Origin of the sequence: Sulfurimonas sp. hsl 1-7 (assembly GCF_030577135.1) — a bacterium.
GTDB classification, from domain to species: Bacteria; Campylobacterota; Campylobacteria; order Campylobacterales; family Sulfurimonadaceae; genus Sulfurimonas; species Sulfurimonas microaerophilus.
Window position 1 is genome coordinate 1 of sequence record NZ_JAUIRR010000005.1, and the last position, 24,779, is coordinate 24,779.

Genomic DNA, 24,779 nt, shown 5'->3' on the forward strand with positions numbered 1-24,779 from the left:
GTGGGAATGTAGGTCGCTGCCTAGTTCGATCAAATTATATAATCTCCCTTTTTATCAATCAATCATTTAATTTACTATCACTATCATTATACAATTTATTATCAATCTTATTTTACTTCTTCTTTTTTATTACATCTACTTACATTTTTGTCTTATATATACAATTTTGTATAAAATTTAATCAAAATAATGCCTCTTAAGGTCTATTTATTGTATAGAATTTGGTTACTTTTTTGAGGAAATATACGATGAAACAAGTAAGCTATAAATACAATAATATATCTAAAGATGTTTTACCATATATCAAGTATATGGAACAGGTTGAAGATAATCGTGAACGATTACATGAATTAAGTAATCACTGGAATACACTCTCACTACTTAGCCAGCTAGGTGATGCCGGCGTTAATATGAGTAGAATTAAAAACAACTTTACGGAACTATCATTTGAGTTGATTAATCATTTAGCTATTGAGCTATTGAATAAAAATATTGATGAGATGGATTTTAAAGCTCAAGTTGCTGTTGATATTATGATAAGAAATCTTTTTGAAAGAACAGCAGATATTGGCTTTTTAGCTACTGATGATGATATAAGAGCTTTCTTATTAAAAAATGACACAAAATACTCTACTCATTACAATGATGACTTAGAGATCATCAAAGAGCGTTTCAAAGAGTATGTGAAAAAATATAGTGTTTACTTTGATATAGTTTTAATGAGTCCAAAAGGGGAGATATTAGCTAACTTAGATGATGAGCTAACACTTTCAAAATCAAAAGACTCAATTATTTCAGAAGTTTTAAACACAAGCGGTGAGTATGTAGAGACATTCAAGTATCATGACTTCTTACCTAAGTACAAAAAGTCTCTTGTTTATTCTTACAAGGTGACTAAAACTAATGAAGAGGGTTCTGAAATTATCGGTATTTTGTCTTTATGTTTTAAGTTTGAAGATGAGATGAAACAGATCTTTAGTAACTTAATAAATAAAGATAAAAAAGAAGCAATTTTATTACTTGACCATGAAGGAACTGTAATCGCAACAAGTGATAAATACCAGATCCCTGTAGGTGCAGAATTAGAGGTAGTATTAAACGATACTTACAAACTAATCTCATTCGGTGGTGTAGACTATATCTGTAAAAGCAATAAAACTACCGGTTATCAAGGTTTCTTTGGTTTAGAATGGTACGGCCATGTTATGATCCCGATTGCACACGCTTTTGCTCAAGAGGAAGAAGACTCTTTTGAAATTAGTGAAGAGTTATTACTTTCAATTTTACAAAACGGTAAACAGTTTAGTGATGCTTTGAAAAATATCCCAAAACAAGCTAACAGTATTCAAAAAAGTCTTAACCGTGCTATTTGGAACGGAACTATCAATCAGGGAAGTACGACATCAAATAAGCAGTTCTCTAAAGCTTTAATGTTGGAAATTCGTCAAACAGGACAAGATACGAAATCTATTATAGGTTCATCTATCGCAAACCTGACTAAAACAATTATTCTAGGTGACAGTGTTTTTTATGCTGACCTTATTGTAGATATTATGGATAGAAACTTATATGAAAGAGCAAATGACTGTAGATGGTGGGCATTAACATCTGATTTTCAAAAGATTTTAGCTAAAGACTCAATAGGTATGGATGATGTACTTAGAATGAATGAGATCTTGGAGTATATTAATGATTTATATACTGTATATACAAATATATTTATTTATGATAAACATGGATATATTAAAGCAACTTCAAATCCTGATGAGCGTCATCTTCTAGGAAAACGTGTAAGTAAAAATTTTGTTACACAGACTTTAGGGTTGAGTGATTCTTCAAAATATGCAGTAAGTGACTTTGAAGCAAGTGAATATTATGACAATAAACATACATATATTTACAATGCTGCAATTAAGAACGATGAGAATGTTGTTGGCGGAATCGGGCTTGTATTCGATTCAGAAATTCAATTTAAAAATATGATTCAAGAATCACTTCCGAAAAATATAGATGGCACTACAAAAAATGGTGTATTTGCAACATTAGCGACAAAAAATATGCAAATTATTTCATCTACGAATGAAAAGCATCAAATCGGTCAGTTTTTAGAANAAATGGTGTATTTGCAACATTAGCGACAAAAAATATGCAAATTATTTCATCTACGAATGAAAAGCATCAAATCGGTCAGTTTTTAGAACTTGATAGTTCTTATTTTCATCTACAACCGGGAGAGTCAACAAGTGAAATTATCATCTATGATGACAAATATTATGCCTTAGGTGTTAAATGTTCAAAAGGGTATAGAGAATATAAAAGTGTTCATGATGATTATGTAAATGATGTTTATTCATTCTTTTTCTCTTATATCTGCGATAAAAGTGAAGCTGTTTATAAAAAAGATGACAACTTCTCTCCTAAAACTGATGTTGTGTTTGAGAAGGGACAAAACTCAATAGACATAGCGACATTTATGATCGCGAATCAATGGCTTGGAATAGACACTAAACATGTTGTTGAAACGGTTAGTGCAACAGAGTTAAAAACAACTATAAAAATAGATAAAGATCATCACTTTAAAGGGACGGTTATCTATAATGACAAAGCGGTAATGGTTATTGATATTCAGAAGTTTTTACAAGAAAAAGATGTAGAAGAGTATCAAGAGATAGTTATTATCAAGTACGGAGAGCATGATACATATATGGGGATATTGGTAAACTCATTAGGAATTATTGCAGAGGTTGCAGACGATAATGTTAACCAACTCCATAATGAAATTATAGGTGCGGGAACGTTGATAGATAGTTTAGTATTTCCAAGCGGTGATAATCCAGGGAAAGATGTATTGTCTATTTTATCGTTAGATAAAATTATGACAGAGCTTATTAGCCCTGAATATAGTAAGATGATACATAAACAAGTTATGCGTTAAGAGATGGGTTAAAAACCCATCTAAAAAATTTTATTAAGTATGAAATCTTTCTAATTTATTGTGTAGTTCATCCGTCATTGCATTGAGATGTTCTGCAGCAGCTGCTATCTCTTCTACATTACGTGCATTTTGAGCAGATATCTCATTTATTTGTGTCACACTGTTTACAATCGCTTCTACACTTTTCCCAGTATGTTCAAAGTCGTTTACCGTTTTATCACTTGCTTCAACAGCCTTATCTACGATCGATACACTCATATTGATTTTCTCTTCAACGTCTGATGCAACATTTGATAATGCTTGAATCTCATCAGAATTGATACTCATTTGTCCACTTACATCGTTGATAGACTGTACGATGATGTTGATAGTAGCATTTATATCCGTAAGAGATTTCTGTGTACGCTCTGCTAGTTTACGAACTTCATCAGCGACCACTGCAAATCCACGACCGTGTTCACCTGCACGAGCAGCTTCAATGGCTGCATTTAATGCAAGTAAATTTGTTTGATCAGCTATATCTGAGATAACCTCTAACACAACCTTAACCTCATTAGCTTCACTTGAAAGTGTACTCATTTTCTCAGCTAATTCAACTTCCGTTTGTGCACTTCTTTGAACATTTGTTGTAAGAGTTATAATCTCATCACGTGCTTCTTTTAGGTTGTCGTTTGCTTTAATGATATCTTGCTTACTCTCTTGCGCATCAGAAATTGAGTTTGTAATCTCATTTTGAATATCTGTCGCTTGTGTTGTAGCTTCATTGATTACAGTAACAGACTTTTCAACATTTTCTCCAACACCGAGTGCTGTTGTAGAGAGTTCATGAGATATAGATGCATTTTCAGAAGAACCCTGTTTTGATGTTTCGATCAGGTCACGCAGCTCTTTTAAAAGGTGGTTAAAACTTTTTCCCATCAATGAAAGTTCTTGAGGTGTATTTGTATCAACTTGAATCGTTAAGTCATGATTTTTAGCTATCTGTAAAAGTACATCTTTAAAACGCTCTATAGGTCTGATAATACTGATATTTATCATAATAAACGCTATGATTACAATAATCACAAGTACAGTAAGAGAAGATATGATAATATTATTCCTCAGTCGGTTTGGTGCTTCTAATACTTCGGCTTCATCTATTTCAGATAAAATAGCCCATGAAAAATCTTCACCTACATTAATAGATGTAAAAGAAGATAATACTGGATTACCGTTGTAGTCTATAACAACTTTAGTATCAGTATGACCTGATAATGCTGAGTTTGATGCTTCCGTATCTACAGAACCGGTAGATGGATTTGCAAAAGATGCAAGAAGTGTATGATTTTTCTGATCTAAATAGCTGTCACTACGCATAAGTTTATCCGCTCCAACTAGATAGTCTTCTTGACTCTCCCCGTACCCTTGGCGATATTTCATAATTCTGTTAATTGATTTATCACTGATTTGAAATACTAAAACAGCTTCTACATTGTTGTTAACATCTGTAACCGGAGTAGCTAAGAACATTGCAGGTGCATTGTTACTCGGTGCATATGGTTCCATATCTACAAATGTAGGACGTTTGTTTTTGAGTGCTGCATTATAAGCTCTAGCAAGACCGCTGTCTTTTAGTTTGCCGTGAAGAAGGTTTTCACCAAAGTCTGCTTCTTTAGCAACCGTGTACATAACGTGCCCGTGATCAGGACAGATAATAAACATGTCATAATAATTATACGTTTTAATATAATCTAGGAAGTATTTTTCAGACTCTTTGATAACTCTTTGTACGGCAGGATCTTGAACCGGAAAGTTTTCGTTATCTGGTACTTCTAGCATCTCAGTAACAAATACTAAGTCATTTACCATATTGTGAATCTCTTCAGAGCTTGCTAATAGTGAAATATCTTTGATTTTTCTATCAAAAAAAGTTTCAATTCGACTTTTTTTAATATCTCTTACCATAGTGAGTTGATCATAACTCTTTTTCATAAGTGTTGATGTTGAATCATTTACAGAAATAAATGTTGTAATCAGAGCTAACGTAATAAGTGACGAGAGCACTAATAAAATAATTTGCATTTTTACTGACAAATTTTTCATATGTTTGAAGCCTTTTGTGAAATTTTTTCGGAGTATAATAGAATAAGTCTTAAGGTTTATTTATCGCCGCTTCTCTGTAACCTTTTCGTAATAATTACGGCTGTTTAGGTAGTTAGAATAGATAAAAACTGTAAGTTGCATAGTGTTTTCTCTCAAAATCAACGTAAATTTTAAATATGGTATAATTTCCCAAAATTGTTGAGAAAAAGAGATAAATGGACGCTGCACACTTCGATCAAATACTGGGTGACAAAAATAAACTTTTAACCCAAACATATTTTGAACTCCAACAACTTTTTGAAGAAAAATATGGACGTGATACAGTCGTTTTTATGGAGATTGGTACTTTCTTTGAAGTGTACGAAGTAAATAACGATGAGATGCAGATCGGAAAAGCAAAAGAGATCGCAGAGCTCCTAAATATTCAACTCACCAAAAAAAATAAAAATATCGTTGAGAACTCTGAGAAAAATCCACTTTTAGCAGGAGTTCCGGCTGTCAGTTTTGAGCGCTATTTAAACCGTTTAATTCATGAGCAAAAATATACGATTATCGTCGTAAAACAAAAGGGTAACCCACCTAAAATCAGCCGTTATATCTCACAAATAATCTCACCGGGGACCAACTTCGATCATATCGTTGATAATGACGATAACTACATCGTCTCAATTTTAGTAGATAAATATAAAGAGATGTACAGTGTAGGGTACGCTGCCATCGATGTTACGACAGGCAAGACATTTCTGTATGAAACACACTCAACAAGTGAAGACCCGTTTTATGCCTTAGATGAGATCTTTAACCTTTTAAATGTTTATAGAACTAGTGAAGTGGTTGTGACACTTTTAGAGGGTGTTGAGAGTCAAAAGCATGTTATGCAGTATCTCGAAATTCCTGATCATTACCATTACTCCGTAAACAATAAACGCCTCAAGGTTGAGTATCAAAACGATCTGTTTAAAGAGGTGTACCAGATCCAGTCACTTCTCTCTCCGATCGAGCATCTTGATCTTGAACGTAACCCTATAATTACGGAGTCTTTAGCGATACTTATCGACTTTGTTATTGAGCATGACTACTACATAGTTCAAAAGATGTCTATGCCTCGCATAATTGATAATCGCCGTTTTATGTATCTTGGAAATAATGCTTTAGAGCAGATGGGGATAATCTCAAAAGATAAAAAGGAGTTCACACTTTTAAAGATGCTTGATCGAAGTTCAACTGCGATCGGACGCCGTTTATTAAAAGAGAGACTTCTAAACCCTATTATGGAAAAAGAGGAATTGGAACGCCGGTACAACCTGATCGAGCGAGTAAGTTCCCATACACGTTTTTTAGATGAGATAATGCGCGGTGTATATGACCTAGAACGTCTTGCACGCCGCTTGAATCTCGGACGTTTACATCCATTTGAGATGAATCATATCTACGATTCTATGATCAGTGTCAAAGAGTTGATGCAGTATGTAAAAAGACATAAGATCCAAAAAACTCCGTTTCATGAGAGTGAAGTGGAAGAGTTTTTACGCGATATTACAAAGACTATAGACCTTGATGTTTCACGCCGTTTTACAAATGCAACGGTGGATGAGAACTTTTTAATGGAGGGTGTTGATGAGAGCATCGATACTTTAACCAAAGAAAATTCCGTAATGATGATCGCATTTGACGATATCATGAAAAAGATTGAAACTTTACTTGAAAGTGCCAATGCTAACTCTTCAAGCAAACTGGTAACTTTGGGCTTGCTTGAGAAAGAGGGGTACTATATCTCGATCAGTAAAAACCGTTTTTCTCTGATCGAGAGTGAGTTTAAAAAAGACCCTGAGTTTAGTAAGTTCGATATAAAGAAACTGACAAACAATGTCAAGATAACTTCAAGTTTTACCGATGATCTTTCTGATCGCATTATGAAAAACCGCCGTAAAATCGTTGCACTTGTCAAAGAGAAATATGTACAGGTACAAGCGGTATTTGAGAGACGTTATGCACTTTTATTTGAGAGAGTGATTGCTTATGTGGCTGATCTAGATGTGGGGGTGAGTTCATCTAAGATAGCAAGTGACTATAACCACTCCCGTCCTATGATCGTAGATGTAAAAGATGATGAGAACTTTATGCAGATAATGCAGCTTCGCCACCCTTTGATCGAGATACAGGAACGCAGTGGATTGTATGTCCCAAACGATATAGTGATGGGAAATCGTGACTATATGGACCTGCCGCATCCAAAAACGGTTATGTTAGATGTAGCTGTACATGACGGGCATGAAATAAACGGTGTCCTTCTCTACGGAATTAACTCTAGTGGTAAAAGTTCTTTGATGAAGAGTGTAGGGATTGCAATATTAATGGCTCAAGCGGGCTTTTTTATCAGTGCTTCAGTGATGAAATTCAGCATTTTTGATTCAATCTTTACCCGTATTGTCTCAAAAGACAATCTTGCCAAAGGACTTTCAACATTTGCAGTTGAGATGCTGGAATTAAAAAACATCTTTAACCGTGCAAGTGTCCGCTCTATTGTCCTTGGAGATGAGATCAGTCATGGAACAGAGACACTCTCAGGTGTTGCAATCGTAGCGAGTGCTATTAAAAAACTCTCCGATACGCGATGTCTTTTTGTTTTTGCAACACACCTACATCAACTCTCAACAATGCCGGAGATTACAAATATCAACAATGTAGTTGATCTGCACTTAAGTGTCGAATATGATGAAGAGAGCGATAAGTTACTCTTTAACCGTGTACTGCAAGCTGGCAGCGGAAGCAGTATCTACGGTTTAGAGTTTGCAAAATCATTGCATATGGACAAAGAGTTCTTAGATATGGCAAACAACATCAGAAAAAGACTTGCAAACGACTTTGATGAGCTTGAACTTCTGGTGAAAAAGAAAAAGTCTAAGTACAACAAAGATCTTTATGTGACAAAATGTGTAATCTGTGGAGCTGTTGCAGATGACGTGCATCACATTACACATAAATCACTTGCAGATTCAGCAGGATTTATCGGCCATTTTCATAAAGATCATAAACATAATCTTATCCCTTTATGTAAAGAGCATCACAATCAGATCCATGATGGAAAAATAAAAGTAGACGGTTTTGTAATGACATCAAACGGTTTAGAACTACAATATGAAGAGCAACTCTCAAAACCTAAAATTGAAGTGGTTGTAGAGCCTGAGATAAATGTTATAGAAGAGAGTAAAGAGGGGGAAGAAGTATCTTCAAAGATACTTCTTGATGATTGGTAGAATTAAGCTAAAATAGTTTTAACACACTCGTTAATTCTTTTTCCGTCAGCTTTTCCTGCCAATTCTTTGCTTGCAGCACCCATAACTTTACCGATATCTTTCATAGACTCTGCACCTACATTTGCAATGATTATTTTAAGTGCTTCGCTTAACTCATCGTCAGTTAATTGTTTTGGTAAGTACGGTTCATAAACAGCGATCTCTTCAAGCTCTTTTTCCATTAAGTCTTCACGATCTGCTTCTTTGTATTGTGTAGCTGAATCGTTACGGCTTTTGATCTGTTTTTGAATAATTTTTATAATATCATCATCACTTAATTCTTTTCTTTCATCAACTTCAATCTGTTTAAACGCTGATGTCAAAAGACGAAGAGCATCTCTTTTTTTAACATCTTTTGCTTTCATAGCTTCTTTTAAATCTTGGTTTATTGTTTCTCTAAGTGACATAATTACTACCTTTTTTCTGGAACTAAATTTGCTAGAATTATAGCTAAATCACAATAAGTTTGGAACATTTTTATGAAAAGAACAACGTTAGCACTCTCTATATTTTTTTCTTCACTCTTTTTTAGCGGTTGTACTGCAAATCTGACAGAGCCTGAGATCGATTTTGAACCCCCGAAATATGTTGAACAGATGCCGCCAAAAGAGGATAAGCAAGATTTCGTATCAACAGGGAGTATCTTTGGGCAGGGTGATAACCCGCTTTTCTCCGATCATAAAGCGATGCATGTAAACGACATAGTTACAGTTGTGATCACAGAAACCGCACAAAGTTCATCTACAGGTTCAAAACAACTTAGTGAAACAGACTCGATGGCTTTAGGTGGAGGGACATTTGCACCCGGTGCAAATGCTAACGGAACAGTAACGGGCTTAGCGAACCGAGTGAACGGTTTGACAGACATCGGTTTTAGTGGAGGTTCTACAAGCTCTTTCCAAGGACAAGGTTCTGCAACAAAAGATGCTAGCTTTACGACTACAGTTTCTGCTAGAATAGTAAAAGTATTAAGTAACGGGAACTATTTTATCAGTGGTAAGCGTGAGATCTTAGTGGATGAACAAAAACAGATTATTCAAATCAGCGGTGTTATTCGTCCATATGATATAGATCAGACAAATACTATTAATTCAACTCAAATGAGTGATGCTAAGATTCTTTATAAAACAGAGGGGGATGTTGATCGTGCAGGTAACAGAGGATGGGGTTCTAAAATTATTCAATCGGTTTGGCCTTTTTAGTTTACTGGTAATATTTTTACCGTTTAGTCTAAATGCTCAAAGTTTTGCAGACTTTAAACGTACTCAAGTGAGTTCGTTTAAATCGTTTAAAGATGAAAAAGACAGGGAATTTAACAACTACCTAAAAGAGCAGTGGCAAGAGTATGAAGCGTTTGCATCTCTGAAACCTTACGAGAAACCTAAACCTAAGAATATAGAAGAGGTACAAGAGGTTAAAACAAAAGAGATCGGCCCGAGAATAGATATTGTGCTTGATGAAACTCCCGACCTCAATAAAACTATTGCTACTTCCCTTAAGAGTGCAAAAAAAGATTTGCAACTAAACTTTTTCGGTACTTCACTTGGATTTAACATTGATCACAATATAAAAGAGGCGCGTTTTTACCCTAAAAATCAAAACGGTATAATTAGTTTTTTTGGTGCTCTTGCTTCTAGTGATTACAATAATCTGGTACACAATATTGAAAAAGTATCTCAAGAGCTGCAGCTTAATGATTGGGGTGTTTATCAACTTATTACACAACTTTCAAAACAGATCTATACAAAGCCTGATGAGGAGAAACTCTTTAGATGGTTTCTACTAAACAAGCTCTCATATGATGTAAAAGTAGGTTTGGTTCGAAACCATGTAGTACTACTGGAAAACACTAAGCAGATTGTTTATTCGACACCGCGATATAAAATTGAAGGTGTATATTACTATGCAGTGGATCGCTACAGTAATAAAGAGAGACTCGGGCGTTTATATACGTATGAGAAAAACTATCCGGATGCAGACAAACAACTTGATTTTAGTATGAATAAAACACCTAAACTGGCAGAAAACATTAAAGATAAAACATTGTCTTTTCAAAATCAGGGTGAAACGATAAGCGTAGATCTGAAGATAAATAAAAACCTGATCGATTTTATGGCTACATATCCTCAAGTAGATTATGATGTTTATTTTAACGCTGCACTTGATAATACACTTTATAATGAATTGGCTCAAGAACTTAGAAAAAAAATCAATGGGAAAAAAGCCTCTTACGGATTGAATTTTGTACTCCATTTTGTTCAAAAATCGTTTCAATATCAACGGGATGATGAACAGTTTGGAAAAGATAAAGTGATGTTTGCAGAGGAGACGCTTTTTTATGACCGTTCAGACTGTGAGGACAGAGCTATACTCTATGCTAAACTGGTGAAAAAGTTGTTTAACTACAGTGTAGTAGGCGTGAAATATAAAGATCATATGAGTACTGCTTTAGCGGTTCCTATAAACGGTGACAGTGTAAAAGTAGGCTCAAAAAGATATGTTGTAGCAGATCCTACTTACATTAATGCAAATATGGGAAACAGTATGCCAAAATATAAAAATATTCAACCGGAATCTTTTATAAGGCTCAAATAGTATGAAAAAAAATATCAGCAAAAGGGGTCATGTGCATAATCAAATCAGGAAACATTCAACAGAACTCTTAGAACTATTAACATTGCACTTACCCGATATGTTATGGATTAAAGATAATGACGGTAAATATATTTATGCGAATAAAGCGATTTGTGACGGATTGCTTATGGCTGAAAGTACTGATGAGGTAGTTGGAAAAGATGATGTGTTTTTTGCACTTAGAGAGCGTGAAAAACATAAAGAGAATCCAGAGTGGCACACTTTCGGAGAACTCTGCTTTAACAGTGATCTAATTGTAATTGAAAACAATAAACCTATGCGTTTTGAAGAGTATGGAAACGTAAAAGGGGAGATGCTCTACCTTGAAGTATTTAAGGCTCCTTTTTATGACAGGTACGGGAATATTATAGGGACTGTCGGTGCGGGGCGTGATATTACTGAATTGAAAAAAACGCAAAAAAGTCTTGAAGAGAACTTGCAACTCTTAGAGCAACAGAGAAAAGAGCTTGAGCTTTTTAATGAAAAGCTTGAAGAGAGAGTACAGTATGAGGTGAAAAAACAGCAGAATCAAGAGAAGATGATGTTGCATCAATCACGTCAGGCAGCAATGGGTGAGATGCTTGAATCTATCGCACACCAATGGAGACAACCTCTTAACATAATGGGACTTGCAATCGCAAATATCGAAACACAACTTGCCGTAAGTGACATAGATAAAGATGAACTTTCACAAAAGCTAGAAGCGATCGCATACAACATTAGCTACCTCTCCGATACAATCGATGATTTTAGAAACTTTTTAAATCCTGCGGCCGATGATTATGAGATATATTTTATCCCTAACAAAAGTATTGTAGAGATCTTAAGAATTTTAGAGGCACAATTAAAAAACAGTAATATTAAAGTAGAGACAAATTTCACAGACCAAGAGTTTTACTTTAAAGGTGTTGAAAATGAATTCAAACAGATCCTTTTTATTCTTTTAAACAATTCTATCGATGCTATAAAAAAATCTATGGCAGATAAGAGAATAAAGGAAGGACTGATATCTATCTCTTTAGAGGATGAAGAGAACTTCGGAAAAGTAAAAGTAAAAGATAACGGTGGTGGAATCGATAAAGATATACAAGAGAAGATCTTTGAGCCGTACTTCACTACAAAACATAAATCTTCGGGAACGGGAATAGGGCTCTATATTGCAAAAAACATTATAGAAGCAAGGATGCACGGGCATATTAAATTTTCCCCTATAGATAGTGGGAGTTGTTTTTGTATAGAGTTACCGATTCATAAAATATAAAAATATTTTTTGCTATGATACAAGGATGAAATTAGAACTTGAAAATAAACAGTGTGATTGCTATATAGATAAACTTACAGGTCTGCATAATAGATTGGCTTTGTTGGAATATATCAAAACAAATAAAACATACACACTCTTTATTTTAGATATCGATAACTTTTCAAATATTAATAGTACATATGGGTATTTGATTGGTGATGAAGTTCTTGTAAATATAACGAGCTATTTGAAAAAGTTGAAACCGCCACATGGTGAGATTTTTCGATTTGACGGTGATAAATTTGTTTTTTTAACAAATAAGACACTACTCAAAATTGAGATGGAAGATCTCGCACAGTCAGTTATCTCATTTTTTAATGAGATAGAGGTATATATAGATGAAGATGTTGCTATAAAAGTATTTTTTAGCATAGGTATCTATACCGGACACGGCTTTAATCTCTTAAACTATGCAAACCTTGCACTTAATGATGCTCGAAGATACAAAAAAAACTCCTACAAACTATTTGACATCAACTCCACCTATATAAAAAATCAATTACAAAATATCGATTGGGTAAGTCATATACGTAAATACATAGAGGATGAAAGGTTTGTGCTTTTCTATCAACCGATTTATGATCATAAACTCAACAAAGTTACTAAATATGAGTCTCTTATCAGGATCGCATACGGGGATTCATTTATCACTCCTGACAATTTTTTAGATGCTTGTAAACTTACGGGTATATTAGAACTTGTTACACGTTTTGTGATTACAACATCTTTTAAAAAGTTTTCTCAAACAGAGTATTCATTCTCGATCAATATTACATCAGACGACATTAATTTAGGGTATTTAGAAAAGCTGTTGCTAAAACGTTGTGAACAGTATAATATTGAGCCTTCGAGAGTTATTTTAGAGATTTTAGAAGATATTACTACATTAACAGAGCCGCATATGCTTCAACAGATCAACTCTTTAAGAGCAAAAGGGTTTAAAATAGCACTGGATGACTTTGGAGTTGAAAACTCAAACTTTGCAAGGCTTGTTGATTTTCATCCTGATTATATTAAGATAGACGGTATCTTTATTAAAGATTTGGTTGAAAACAAAAAAAGTCAGATAGTTGTACAAACTATTGTTGATTTTTGTAAGTTATGCAATATAGAAGTAATAGCTGAATATGTACACAGTGAAGCAGTGATGGAAAAGGTTAAAGAGTACGAAATAGAGTTCTCACAAGGTTATTTCATAGGGGAGCCAAAACAAGAGCTTTAAGGCTCTTGTTTTAGTAGTTGATCGCAACTTTATATGTTGGATCATCCTCTTCGTAAGTACAGTGCGGTCCCGCTTTTTTAAGGATCTTTTTACAGTCTGCACTCAGATGTCGAAGGAGTAAATTTTTTCCTGCATCTTCATATTTTTTTACAATACTGTCAATTGCTTCAACACCTGAAAAGTCAAGTACACGAGCATTTTTAAAATCAATTACAACTTTTGGAGGATCCTGATCGATTGTAAAGTTATCTGAGAATGTTGTAGCACTACCAAAAAACAGAGGTCCCTCTAAAGAGTATACTTTTGTACCATCCTCTTCAAAAGTTGTTTTAGCCCAGATGCGAGCATGTTTCCATGCAAATACAAGTGCAGAGATGATAACACCTGCAATTACCGCTACTGCTAAATCTTCAACAACAGTGATAACCGTTACGGCTACCATCACTAAGAGATCCTCTTTTGGCATATGTTTAAAGTGTGAGAAACTCGACCACTCAAACGTTCCGATACTCACCATAAACATAATACCTACAAGTACACCAACTGGAATAACATTAAGCACATCAGTCAAAGATATTACGAGTACTAAAAGACCAACTGCTGCCGTAAATGAAGAAAGACGTCCAAGTCCTCCGGAAGTGTAGTTAATGATAGATTGTCCGATCATAGCACAACCTGCCATACCGCCGAAAAATCCACATGCCATGTTTCCCGTTCCAAGTGCTATACACTCTTGGTTTCCACTACCGCGTTCACCACTCATCTCATCAAGAACCGCTAAAGTTAAAAGAGACTCGATTAAACCTACAAGTGCCATAATAATTGCATATGGAAGAACCATAATAATAGCATCTAAACTAAAAAGAGTATCTGGAATGATAAGATGAGGCAGTTGTCCTTGAAACTCTGAAAGATTTGCGAGATTACCCACTGTTAAAGTGTCTATTTGAGCAAAGTATACAACAAGCGTTAGTGCTACAATTGCAATAAGTCCCGAAGGGATCGCTTTTGTGTATTTTGGCAAGATATACATTATGAGCATTGTAGTAAAGACTATAGCGTACATCGCCGTCCCCTGACCGTCAAAAAACTTAAACTGAGCCATTGCAATTACAATAGCTAAACCGTTAACAAAACCGTATAGTGCCGGTTGTGGAACAAGACGGATAAACTTTCCTAATTTAAATACACCTACTAAAACTTGGATCAGACCTGCAAGAATGGTTGCTAAGAGGACATAGTTGAGCATCTGCATATAGAGTTCGTCTCCACTGACTCCTAGACCTTTAAGCATAGAGTTTGCTTCTAGAACCAAACCTATAATTACAACGGCAACACTTCCCGTCGCACCGCTAATCATACCCGGTTTTCCACCTATTACGGCAGTAATAAGTCCTAAGATAAATGCCGTATATAAACCAACGATAGGGCTTACTTCTGCAATAAAACTAAAAGCGATAGCTTCTGGAACGAGTGCTACAGCTACTACTAAACCGGAGAGGATGTCATTTTTGATGTTGTGTGATGTGTATTTTCTTATGTCGAACAAGGGCTTCCCTACAAAATTTGAAGTATGAAATTATAGCAAATTTACCCTTGAAAAATTACAAAACGGTTTTTGCCGCTGTTTTTAGCTTCATACATAGCAGTATCGGCATCTTTTATAATTTGATCCTCATTATCGAGATCGTCAAGTGGGAAAAATCTCACACCTACACTTAAACCTATTCTCATAGTATTAGACTCTATCACAATCTCATGATTGAGTTGGGTTAATATCTTGTTCGTGACTTTCTCTACAACTGCAATAATATCTTGATGACTGCTATCTATGTCTAGTAATACGATTGCAAACTCATCTCCGCTGATTCTTGCAACGATATCGCACTCTCTTATGTAGCTCTGGATAGATGTCGCTACGTGTTGGAGGAGTTTATCTCCTATGTGGTGTCCATATGTGTCATTCACATATTTAAAGTTATCAAGGTCTAGAAATAAAAATGCATTTTTAAAGCCATGTCGTTTTGACCTGTTGATCTCTTCTCGCATCCTTTTGAGTAGATGTTTTCTGTTTATCAACTCTGTTAAAGAATCATGACTGGCTTGATAAAGTGCTTCTTGTTGTGCTTTTCGTAACTCTGTTATATCAAAAAGATGCCCAATATAGTTTTTTACTTCACCCGTTTTGTCTCTAATTGAGGAGATAGATAAACGTTGTGTATAGATTGAACCGTCTTTTTTCTTATTGAGAACCTCTCCACTCCAAGAACCGGTTTTTTCCAAACTGCCCCACATCGCTTTATATAAAGATATTGGATTTTTACCAGATTTTAAAATACTTGTTTTTTGGCCAATAGCCTCTTCGGCAGAGTAGCCCGTAATTCTCTCGAACCCTTTATTTACTTTAATAATTTTTGTCTCTTTGTCTGTTATAACTATCCCTTCATAAGAATCGAGTGCACGGGATGAGAGTTCTAAATCTACTGTGTCTTCCTCATGTTTTTGGAACAGTTTATGAATAACATAAATAAAGTAGAATGCAGAGAAAATTGAGATAAACCAAAGGAGCATAGCTATATTAAGATTACGTAGTGTGTCATCATAATGTTCACGTAAGTTGGTACTAAAATGGTTTAAAATCTCTTTTGACACTTGATTGTATCCATTGATGCTGTTTGTAGTGATTGTAAACCACTGTTGTGCATCCTCTTTAGTGAGTTTATCTTTTTGATAAAGGTCTCGATACCTTTGCAGCTCTTCCAGGTTTTGTTTGTCGATAGATTTTTTATAGCGCCCCAAAGAGGTACTGTTTGAATATAAACGAAGGTTTTCTATTTTGTTAGTTTGGTCTTGTTGCAAGTAAGAGAGTTGGTTTTTACAAATAGGTTCCAATTTTCCGGAGGTAAGGTCATTGTATATACAGGCACGCTCTAAACCGGCACTCTCTTTGAGCAGTTCCAAGTTTATGAGAAACTGAGCATCATATCTGTTTTTATCGAGTTTTGGTATGAGATATTTTGCCATATTTATCATATCGTTATTGATATGGGTATAAAAATTGAGTGTTTTGTCAAATGAGATTTTTTGTTCAAGTACCTCTTTTCTAACGCTGTTGATTTGATGAAAATCTAGATGAAGATGATAGTTGAATTTTTCTAAAGCTGTTATTGCTTTATCACTTTCTTGATGAGCATCTAATAGCGTTTGTTTAAGTTTTTGAGGATTTTTAGATTGAATAAAGCCAACGGAAAGGCCTCTTTCTATTTGAAGATTGTGTACAACATCTATAAGTTTATGTACTAGCAAAATGTTTTGTTTTTGGTATTTTATAGCTTCAATGTTTGTATTTGAGAGGTTTAAATAAAAGTACGTAAAATATACTATGGAGATAGCAGGAATTAGGAAAATAATGAAAATTTTAAACTTAAAAGTTTTAATATCTAGCATCATGCTAGATATTATATCATAAAAAAACAATATCTCCCAAAATGTATTTTGGAGTTATTGTAATGATTGTAATTGCTCTGTTACTTTTGCTTTTTTATCTTCTGCTTCCGCAAGTGCTTCACGGTTTTTCGCCAGTACGTCTTCAGGTGCATTTGCAACAAAACGCTCATTGTTTAACATACCGCTAAGTTTACCAATCTCTTTATCAAGTTTTTCAGCTTGTTTAGTAAGTTTGTTGATAATAGGCGTTAGATCGATGCTGTCAGTTGGAATAAATGTCTCACATTTGTCAGAGATATCACTTACACCGTTTTCAATTTTTACATCAGTAAACTCAACAGTTTCAACTTTTGCTAACTTAGCGATAAACGGTAACATCAGAGCTTTGTCTTCATCACTGATAGCGTCAACTTTAACGTAAGCTTTTTCAATTTTTTGGTTTGCCATATCTACTAAAACTTTCGCACGGCGGATAGATACAATAGCATCCATAATGATTGCAAATGTTTCTTCCTCTTTACGTTGTTTCGTTTTAAACGGGTACTTTTTGATCATAATAGAATCAGAATCTTCTAAAGTAGTACCGCTGAGTTGATGGTAAAGATGCTCAGTGATGAAAGGCATAAACGGATGTAACAACTTCATAGCCTCTTTAAAGATAGCACCAAGCTCTACGATCGAAGATTTGTCCGCTTTACTTAGCTCAATACCCCAGTCACAGAACTCATTCCAGATAAATCTGTAAAGTGTTGTTGCCGCATCGTTGAACTTGTACTCATCTAACTGTGCACGAACCTCTTTTGTCGCTTGGTTTAGGCGTGAAGTCATATATTTTCCAAGTGGAGTTTCTATACAAAACCCACCCATATCAGGGAAAGTGTCTACATTCATCTGTAAGAACTTCGTAGCGTTGTACAGTTTGTTCGTGAAGTTACGGTTAAGTTCAAGTTTCTCTTCACTCATACGGATATCACGCCCTTGAGCAGCTGAGATAGCAAGTGTAAAGCGTAAAACGTCTGCCGAGTATTTGTTTACCATATCAAGAGGATCGATTACGTTTCCTTTTGATTTTGACATTTTTTGTCCATTTTCATCACGAACAAGTGCATGAAGATAGATATCTTTAAACGGTAGTTCACCCATAAAGTTTTCACCCATCATCATCATTCTCGCTACCCAGAAGAAAAGGATGTCAAAGCCTGTAATAAGGAGTGCATTTGGATAGAACTCTTTTAAATCGTCCGATTTGAAAAGTTTGTCCATCTCAGCGTCACCGTTCCCCCAACCTAAAGTTGAAAAAGGCCATAATGCAGAAGAGAACCATGTATCTAGAACATCAGGATCTTGAGTGATCTTTTTAGATGCACATTTTGGACAAGCTGATGGATGTTCCTCTTGGCTTGCAAATTCATGATCACACTCATCACAGTAAAATACAGGAATCTGATGTCCCCACCAAAGCTGACGAGAGATACACCAGTCACGAAGATCACCCATCCAAGAGTTGTACGAGTTGATCCAGTGCGGCGGGAAGAATTTTGCTTCACCCTCATTTGTCTTTTTAATAGACTCGGCAGCTACCTCTTTACGAACAAACCATTGTTTTGAGATATACGGTTCAACCACGTTTTTACATCTGTAACAGTGTCCAACCTGGTGTTTATGATCCTCTATCTTGATGATAAAACCTTCCTCTTCAAGACGTTTTACGATCACGTCACGAGATTCAAGACGCTCTAAACCTTGGAACTCTCCCGCATACTCGTTTAAAATACCTTTTTCGTCAAACACCGTAATGAATTCTAAGTCGTGACGTTTTCCAACTTCGTAGTCGTTTTGGTCATGTGCAGGTGTAACTTTTACCACACCCGTTCCAAATTCCATATCAACATGCTCATCAGCGATGATAGCAACTTCACGATCAAGTAATGGAAGTTTTACTTTTTTACCGATTAGGTCTTTGTAACGCTCATCTTCAGGGTGTACCATAACTGCAGTATCCCCGAAGTATGTTTCAGGACGAGTTGTTGCCACTTCAACAAATCCACTTCCATCTGCAAACGGGTATTTGATGTGGTAAAACTTACCGTCGTGATCTTCGTATTCAACCTCGATATCAGAAAGTGCACCGTCGTGTGTACACCAGTTAACCATATAGTTTCCACGAACGATAAGCCCTTGGTTGTAAAGGTGAACAAATGCCTCTTTTACAGATTTTTGCAGACCGTCATCCATTGTAAAACGCTCACGTTTCCATGCAGGAGATACACCCATCTTACGAAGCTGAGTCGTCATGATTCCGGCAGATTCCTCTTTCCATTTCCAAGCACGCTCTAAGAATGCTTCACGACCTATCTCTTCTTTTGTAGTACCTTCAGCTAATAGTTGTTTCTCTACAACGTTTTGTGTAGCGATTCCGGCATGGTCAGTTCCCGGCTGCCAAAGAGTTTTATGTCCATCCATACGTTTATAACGAGTGATGATATCTTGAAGTGTAAAAGTTAAAGCGTGACCGATATGAAGACGCCCCGTGACGTTTGGAGGTGGCATCATGATAGCAAATGTTTTGCCGTCTTCTTGGATCTCTTTGTTTCCATCTATCTCAAAGTATCCGCGATCTTCCCACGTTTTGTAGTATTTGTTTTCAATCTCTTGAGGATTATACTTATTGTCTGACATCTTCTAACCTTAAAATTGTTTAATAAATTGCGCGATTATATCTAAAATGTGGTGAGGGTTTGCTTATAGCTTTTAAATTGAACACCGTCAAATCAAAAGAGTTTTTTTAACATCGAAAATAAAAGGGCTTGAATTTGCTACGTAGAGGAAAATTTGGCTATAATTGAACTCACTAAGGATATAAAAAATTATGATATTACAAAACAAAAATTTATACAATCAGATCTTATGTTCAAATATGAAATTTAGTGAATATTCATCCGATTTGAGAAAAATAGTCCTCATCAATATTTTACTTATTATCAGTGGAACCATCCTTTTACTATTTGCAATATACAACTTTTTTATTCATAGTGATAATGCCCTGTTTATCATAGACTTCACGGCATTTTTAGTCACTATATTTATTTTTTACGATCTTAGAAAATCTCAAAATGTCAAAAGAGCCTCCATAATCACAACCGGCTCGATTTTTATAATGATGTTAGCAATTGTATATTTTGGAAAAGGGCACGATTTTACTTTGGTATGGACAGTGTTTTTCCCGATGTTTGCAATTTTTATCAATGGTACAAAAAAAGGGTTGTTGGTTACATTACTGTTTTATGCTTTAGTCTTTTCTCTGAGCTATCAGGGAATTGATAAATGGCAGGGCGGTATGTGGAATGAGGCAAGTTATGCCCGTTTTATAGTAGCGAGCATAGGGATAAGTATTATAGTTTATTTTTTTGAATTGAGTTTCGATAAAGCGTATGAGACGTTGGAGGATATACGAAAAAAAGAGAAACAGTATATTCAAACTCTTGAGCAGTGCTCGATTACCGATCCTTTAACGAGGGTATACAACAGAAGACACCTTACAGTGCAATTCGATAAGCTCTTTGAAAAAGCGAAAAAACACAACAGTTATTTTGCTCTTTATATATTTGATGTAGATTTTTTTAAACAATATAACGATACATTCGGTCATATAGCGGGTGATAACGCTTTACAAAAAGTGACGCAAACGTTAACAAAAGAGGTATTTAAAAGAGATGTCGATCACCTTTTTAGACTCGGTGGAGAAGAGTTTTGTGGCTTGATTATAGCAGATGAACTTCAAAAGGTAGAATTTATCTTAGAAAAAGCAAGAACTACAATAGAGTCGCTTGGATTAGAGCATCCGAAAAATCCTCACAAAGTTTTAACAGCTTCATTTGGGGTGTGTGTTATCCATAATTTTGAAGAGAAAGATTTTGATAAGATGTATAAAATTGCAGACGATACCTTATATGATGCAAAAAATAAAGGGCGAAACTGCATAGTGGGAGCAGATAAAATTAGCACACTTTAAAAGTTAACGGGTATAATGCCGAAATGCCTTTATCTAGACTAAACGAACAGCAATATGAAGCTGCAACATCTCAACATTCCAAAAATCTTATTATCGCTTCAGCAGGAACGGGAAAAACTTCTACAATTGTAGGTAGAATTGCCCACCTTTTAAACAGCGGTGTAGAGCCTAATGAGATTTTACTCCTAACTTTTACCAATAAAGCAGCAGCTGAGATGGTAAGCCGTGTTGCCGAATTTTTTGGAACTGGGGTTGCCTCAAAAATAGATGCAGGGACGTTTCATGCTGTTAGTTACAGATGGTTAAAGAAAAAAGATAAACGTGTTGTTTTAAAACAGCAACGTGAGTTAAAGACACTGTTTCGCTCCGTATTTGAAAAACGTTCATTTGGGCATATTGATGCTGACGTACAGGCGTACGGCGGGAACTATCTGTATGATCTTTACTCTTTTTATCAAAATACGGAACTCTCTAACAATTTTGAGAACTGGATAAAAAACAACTATCCTGAACATGAACTATTTGCCATGATCTATGCCGATGTAGTTGATGAGTTTGAAAAACTCAAACGTGAATACGGTTTTTTAAACTTTAACGATCTGCTTTTAGATTTTCGTGCAATGTGTAAAGAGCATCATCTAGGATATAAAGAGGTTCTTGTTGATGAATATCAAGATACAAATGCACTTCAAGGGACTTTGATAGATGCAATGAATCCACCTTCACTTTTTTGTGTGGGGGATTATGATCAAAGTATCTATGCCTTTAACGGAGCCGATATTACGATTATCGGTTCATTTACAAAAAAATATCCCGATGCAGTTGTACATACACTGACAAAAAACTACCGATCAACCGTGCCGATTTTATCTTTGGCGAATAAGGTGATCGAGCATAATGAGAGGATATATCCGAAAAAACTCGAAGTTACCCGTAGGGACGTAGATACACCTCCGAAACTTTTAGCATACGATGAGTTGTTTGACCAGTATCACGGTGTAGCAGATATGATCTCCAAAACACAGACACCCCGTGAAGATATAGCAGTTATTTTTAGAAACAACTCTTCAGCCGACGGGATAGAAGTGGCACTCCGTGAACTTGATATCCCTTGTAAACGTAAAGGTGGAACCAGCTTTTTTGACTCCCGTGAGGTAAAAGCTGTACTTGATCTTTATACACTTCTTGTAAACGAATCGGATATGATGGCTTTTATCCATATATTTGAATTTGCCCGCGGGATCGGAAGTGCGATGGCAAAAGAGATCTATATAGCGCTAAAGAACTTAGGGCAGGGGAGTATGTTTTACGGTCTCTACGCTCCCGATGAGTCTATGACAAATCCGTTTGAAAAAAGAAAACTCAATCATCAACTCGGACTCTTTGACGACTTTTTGGAACTTGGAGCTGTAGGGAAATATGCGAAGCTCGGATTTGAAGCGAAGTTTATGAAAAATCCCGTACTTAAACACCCTAAACTCACAAAAGAGTCGGCAACGTTTTTACATAACTTCTATCTGTTGTTTCGTGATCTAAAAGGTATAAAACAGCCTAAAACGATAGTTCGTAAAATAGCAGCTTCGGAGTTTTTCAAGTATATTGCCGATCTGTTATCTACTAAGCGTGCAACTCTTAAAGACGGCAATATTGACGAGAAACAAAAACAGGAATCGCTCATTAGAATAGAGAGAAAAATGAAACTGCTGCAAGAGCTCTCTCACCCGTACAATGAACATGAACGTTTTTTAAATGCTATGATACTCGGCTCATCTGACCTTTCTCAAGGTGAGGGTGTTAACCTTTTAAGTGTACACGCTTCAAAAGGTTTGGAGTATAAAGAGGTGTACGTAGTTGACCTTATGGATGGACGTTTCCCAAATAGAAAACTGATGGTACGAGGCGGGAGTCTGGATGAGGAGAGACGTTTGTTTTATGTGGCGGTAACACGTGCAAAAGATGTCCTTTATCTTAGTTTCGCAAAATACGACAAGATCAAAAAACAAAATTTCTTACCGTCGCAGTTTGTATATGAAGCGGGACTTGTACCTAAAGATGAAGGGTATCGTGAGATGGTGCAAAAAGAGATGGATAAAGAGGAGGATTAGCGCTGTGCTAATCTCATCTTTCTTACCTCTAAAAAGTAGCTGTGCCCCAGGTAGATTACATAAAATACCGTAGCAAAAAAGATCACAAACGGTATGAGTGAGATAAGGTAGAGTATAAGTGTTTTTAACCTTATCGTCCCTCCATAAAAAAGTTTCATCTTAATCGCTTCCTCTTTTGTACAGATGTTTGAAGATACATCATATGTGATCATCTTATGGAAAAAGTAATACAGCGGAAAATTAAACGCGATGATGTTAAGTACCGGGATAAAATACAAAGGGATACATACGACAAAAAGTATGAGCATAATAAGAACCCATTTTATCGTTAAAAAGATCCCCTCTAAAAGATTAGAATGGCCAATCATTGCAACATCTTGGTAGTGTCTTTTGTGTAGCTCTTTTAAGATCATATGGGTCATAAAACCGATAACGATAAGTGCTACAAAGATAGAAAAATAAAGCATTAAGATAGAGCCTATCGTATAAACTAGAAACGTAGCTATCCATGATGTGATGGCACTGCTCATTAAAAATTTAATGATAGCGGTGTTTTCCAGTGTCGCGGTGAAACTATCCGTATGGGGTACTCCGTTTTGAATAGTTGTCTGGGTTGATTCTACATGCATAGTTGAATCAAGCTGATCAAGTCCGATCCCTGCCAGTACAAAAAATAAAATATATAAAACTAACATACTCACTACAAAAGGGAGTATAGAATATTTAATCATCTTTGATGTAAAAAGATCCTTTATACTCAGCGTTAATATACCTGTTTCATTATCCATGTTTACTCCAAATTTTTTGATTTAATTTTAACTCTTCAACGATCCCGATCGAGAGGTGTAGGGTCTTAATATACTCCATCGCTATTTTATACTCTAAAAGTGAGTTAAATATAGAGGGTTCAAAAAGATCCTTATTGTACTCGATTGCCATATAGATATTTCTTCCTCGAAAAGAGACATAAACGGGATGTCCCGAATGTTTTCTGTAGTGTAAGATCTTCTCCATTAACGTATGGGTAAGTATATATCTCGCTTCAATCTGATCGCTTCCATACACGACAAACTCTTTTTCAAATTCAGGAGAATCCATCTTGACTAGGTCTCCGCTTCTCGAGAAGTTATTTGCCTGTAAAAATGAGCCGATAAGATCACCAAATGTACTTTGTGCAGTATCGGGAAGTACGACTGTTTTCCCTTTAAAGTTCTTGTGAAAATCACTGATGATAAACAAACCTTTAAAGATTGTCGAGTAAGAGCGTCTTCCTTTGGAATCACGATGCTCTTTTTCGGCATGAAGATCGGAAAATGTCAGATCAACACCGTCTATCTTACCTTTAACAAGATCGTTTCCTGAATAACGATCGGGAGAGGGGAACAAATAAGAGCGATTAAAATATTCAACATCTACATGAAGGTCAGGGATGTAATGAAAAGAGCTGTCTATCTCTTCAATAAGCGGTCTGATCACTTTCTCTTTAAATTCATCTCTATAATCAGATATAAGAAATCTATAGAGTATCCCGCCGAGTGCTACATACCCAACAAGGCTAAATACAATAAATTCGATATTCATGTAGTCTAAAAGAGAGAAAAAGAGTAGTGCTGCAATAAGGGTATAGATAATTCCTATAGTAATGACACGTTTTTTTACTCTTTCTCTATTTTTATCAAGTTCTTCTAAAACAGGATGGAGTTTTTTATAATAAAAATCTGTTAACTCACTGATACTTTTCAT

The 24,779-nt window shown here is 35.6% G+C and carries 16 protein-coding genes; 9 read left to right on the forward strand and 7 right to left on the reverse strand.

Translation table 11 applies throughout. The annotated features are described in order from the left end of the window. The first annotated feature begins 1,664 nt into the window (after window positions 1-1,664). Window positions 1,665-2,135 (forward strand): hypothetical protein, encoded by a 471-nt coding sequence (locus tag QWY88_RS11720; protein WP_425474714.1) that lies wholly within the window; start codon window positions 1,665-1,667, stop codon window positions 2,133-2,135. A gap of 11 nt (window positions 2,136-2,146) precedes the next feature. Further along, window positions 2,147-2,935: a chemotaxis protein CheW gene (locus tag QWY88_RS09845; protein ID WP_304546219.1), complete on the forward strand. Its 789-nt coding sequence runs from the start codon at window positions 2,147-2,149 to the stop codon at window positions 2,933-2,935. A 33-nt stretch (window positions 2,936-2,968) separates the two neighbouring features. Here the strand turns inward: QWY88_RS09845 and QWY88_RS09850 are convergent, their stop codons facing one another. Beyond that, window positions 2,969-5,017: a methyl-accepting chemotaxis protein gene (locus QWY88_RS09850; RefSeq protein ID WP_304546220.1), complete on the reverse strand. Its 2,049-nt coding sequence runs from the start codon at window positions 5,015-5,017 to the stop codon at window positions 2,969-2,971. A 215-nt stretch (window positions 5,018-5,232) separates the two neighbouring features. On the opposite strand from QWY88_RS09850, the gene QWY88_RS09855 reads away from it, so the two are divergent. Beyond that, entirely contained in the window at window positions 5,233-8,274 is a 3,042-nt protein-coding gene (locus QWY88_RS09855) for a MutS-related protein (RefSeq protein ID WP_304546221.1), read from the forward strand. A 2-nt stretch (window positions 8,275-8,276) separates the two neighbouring features. Here QWY88_RS09855 and QWY88_RS09860 read toward each other — a convergent pair whose 3' ends face one another. Further along, complete coding sequence (locus QWY88_RS09860; RefSeq protein WP_304546222.1) at window positions 8,277-8,720, reverse strand: GatB/YqeY domain-containing protein; 444 nt, start codon at window positions 8,718-8,720, stop codon at window positions 8,277-8,279. 72 nt (window positions 8,721-8,792) lie between these two features. Between QWY88_RS09860 and flgH the strand changes: the two genes are divergently transcribed. The 4 genes from flgH to QWY88_RS09880 are packed head-to-tail and all read left to right on the forward strand — an operon-like array spanning window position 8,793 to window position 13,472. After that, entirely contained in the window at window positions 8,793-9,515 is a 723-nt protein-coding gene (flgH, locus tag QWY88_RS09865) for a flagellar basal body L-ring protein FlgH (protein ID WP_304546223.1), read from the forward strand. Next, window positions 9,460-10,908, forward strand: coding sequence for a hypothetical protein (locus tag QWY88_RS09870; protein ID WP_304546374.1), 1,449 nt, complete (start codon window positions 9,460-9,462; stop codon window positions 10,906-10,908). The genes flgH and QWY88_RS09870 overlap by 56 nt, the downstream gene beginning before the upstream one ends. 1 nt (window position 10,909) lies before the next feature. Then, window positions 10,910-12,208 carry a PAS domain-containing sensor histidine kinase gene (locus tag QWY88_RS09875; protein WP_304546224.1) on the forward strand — a complete coding sequence of 433 codons (1,299 nt, stop codon included), beginning with the start codon at window positions 10,910-10,912 and terminating at the stop codon, window positions 12,206-12,208. A gap of 25 nt (window positions 12,209-12,233) precedes the next feature. Beyond that, window positions 12,234-13,472: an EAL domain-containing protein gene (locus tag QWY88_RS09880; protein WP_304546225.1), complete on the forward strand. Its 1,239-nt coding sequence runs from the start codon at window positions 12,234-12,236 to the stop codon at window positions 13,470-13,472. Between the two features lie 10 nt (window positions 13,473-13,482). On the opposite strand, the gene QWY88_RS09885 is transcribed toward QWY88_RS09880, so the two are convergent. The 3 genes from QWY88_RS09885 to QWY88_RS09895 are packed head-to-tail and all read right to left on the reverse strand — an operon-like array spanning window position 13,483 to window position 19,598. Next, on the reverse strand, window positions 13,483-15,021 hold the full coding sequence (locus QWY88_RS09885) for a SulP family inorganic anion transporter (protein WP_304546226.1): 1,539 nt from the start codon (window positions 15,019-15,021) through the stop codon (window positions 13,483-13,485). Between the two features lie 41 nt (window positions 15,022-15,062). Next, the gene (locus QWY88_RS09890) at window positions 15,063-16,922 is read right to left on the reverse strand and encodes a diguanylate cyclase (RefSeq protein WP_304546227.1); all 1,860 of its coding nucleotides are present in this window, start codon (window positions 16,920-16,922) and stop codon (window positions 15,063-15,065) included. A 51-nt stretch (window positions 16,923-16,973) separates the two neighbouring features. Then, window positions 16,974-19,598: a valine--tRNA ligase gene (locus QWY88_RS09895; protein ID WP_304546228.1), complete on the reverse strand. Its 2,625-nt coding sequence runs from the start codon at window positions 19,596-19,598 to the stop codon at window positions 16,974-16,976. 190 nt (window positions 19,599-19,788) lie between these two features. On the opposite strand from QWY88_RS09895, the gene QWY88_RS09900 reads away from it, so the two are divergent. Next, window positions 19,789-20,931 (forward strand): GGDEF domain-containing protein, encoded by a 1,143-nt coding sequence (locus QWY88_RS09900; protein WP_304546229.1) that lies wholly within the window; start codon window positions 19,789-19,791, stop codon window positions 20,929-20,931. Between the two features lie 23 nt (window positions 20,932-20,954). Beyond that, entirely contained in the window at window positions 20,955-23,036 is a 2,082-nt protein-coding gene (locus QWY88_RS09905) for an ATP-dependent helicase (RefSeq protein ID WP_304546230.1), read from the forward strand. Here QWY88_RS09905 and QWY88_RS09910 read toward each other — a convergent pair. Further along, window positions 23,033-23,824: an EI24 domain-containing protein gene (locus QWY88_RS09910; protein WP_304546231.1), complete on the reverse strand. Its 792-nt coding sequence runs from the start codon at window positions 23,822-23,824 to the stop codon at window positions 23,033-23,035. The genes QWY88_RS09905 and QWY88_RS09910 overlap by 4 nt on opposite strands. Next, entirely contained in the window at window positions 23,817-24,779 is a 963-nt protein-coding gene (locus tag QWY88_RS09915) for a DUF3137 domain-containing protein (RefSeq protein WP_304546232.1), read from the reverse strand. Before QWY88_RS09915 ends, QWY88_RS09910 begins: the two co-directional genes overlap by 8 nt.